This window comes from Shewanella electrica, assembly GCF_022321485.1.
Classification (GTDB): Bacteria; Pseudomonadota; Gammaproteobacteria; order Enterobacterales; family Shewanellaceae; genus Shewanella; species Shewanella electrica.
This window is the reverse complement of the sequence record NZ_JAKOGG010000400.1, coordinates 1-262: the sequence shown is the minus strand read 5'-3', so window position 1 is coordinate 262 and position 262 is coordinate 1. Positions and strand designations below refer to the sequence as shown.

The 262-nt window shown below is 39.3% G+C and carries 1 protein-coding gene; it reads right to left on the bottom strand.

All coding sequences use genetic code 11. The features are described from left to right. Positions 1-62: 62 nt before the first annotated feature. A partial coding sequence (locus L9G74_RS21040; RefSeq protein ID WP_238898703.1) for a hypothetical protein occupies positions 63-262 on the bottom strand: 200 nt, incomplete at its 5' end.

The following is a 262-nucleotide window of genomic DNA, read 5'->3' as shown; positions in this document are numbered from 1 at the left end:
CCTTACCTACGAAGTAAGGATTACCATCGATATTTACGGTTCGTACGTTGGAACCTTCAAAGTCAAATACTTGTAATTGGTTTTCCATGTTTGCTACTCCTATCCAGCTTTGTTCGTTTTTTCGAACGGGTTATCCACAAAAAAATACCAATTTCATCAGGGCCAAGTCCAATCAGCTTACAAAAACTTGTGAGGTTATCAATTGTCCAGTTTGTATGGCCGTTTTCCCGCAACGCGTATGATGAACGAGTAATTTTAAGAG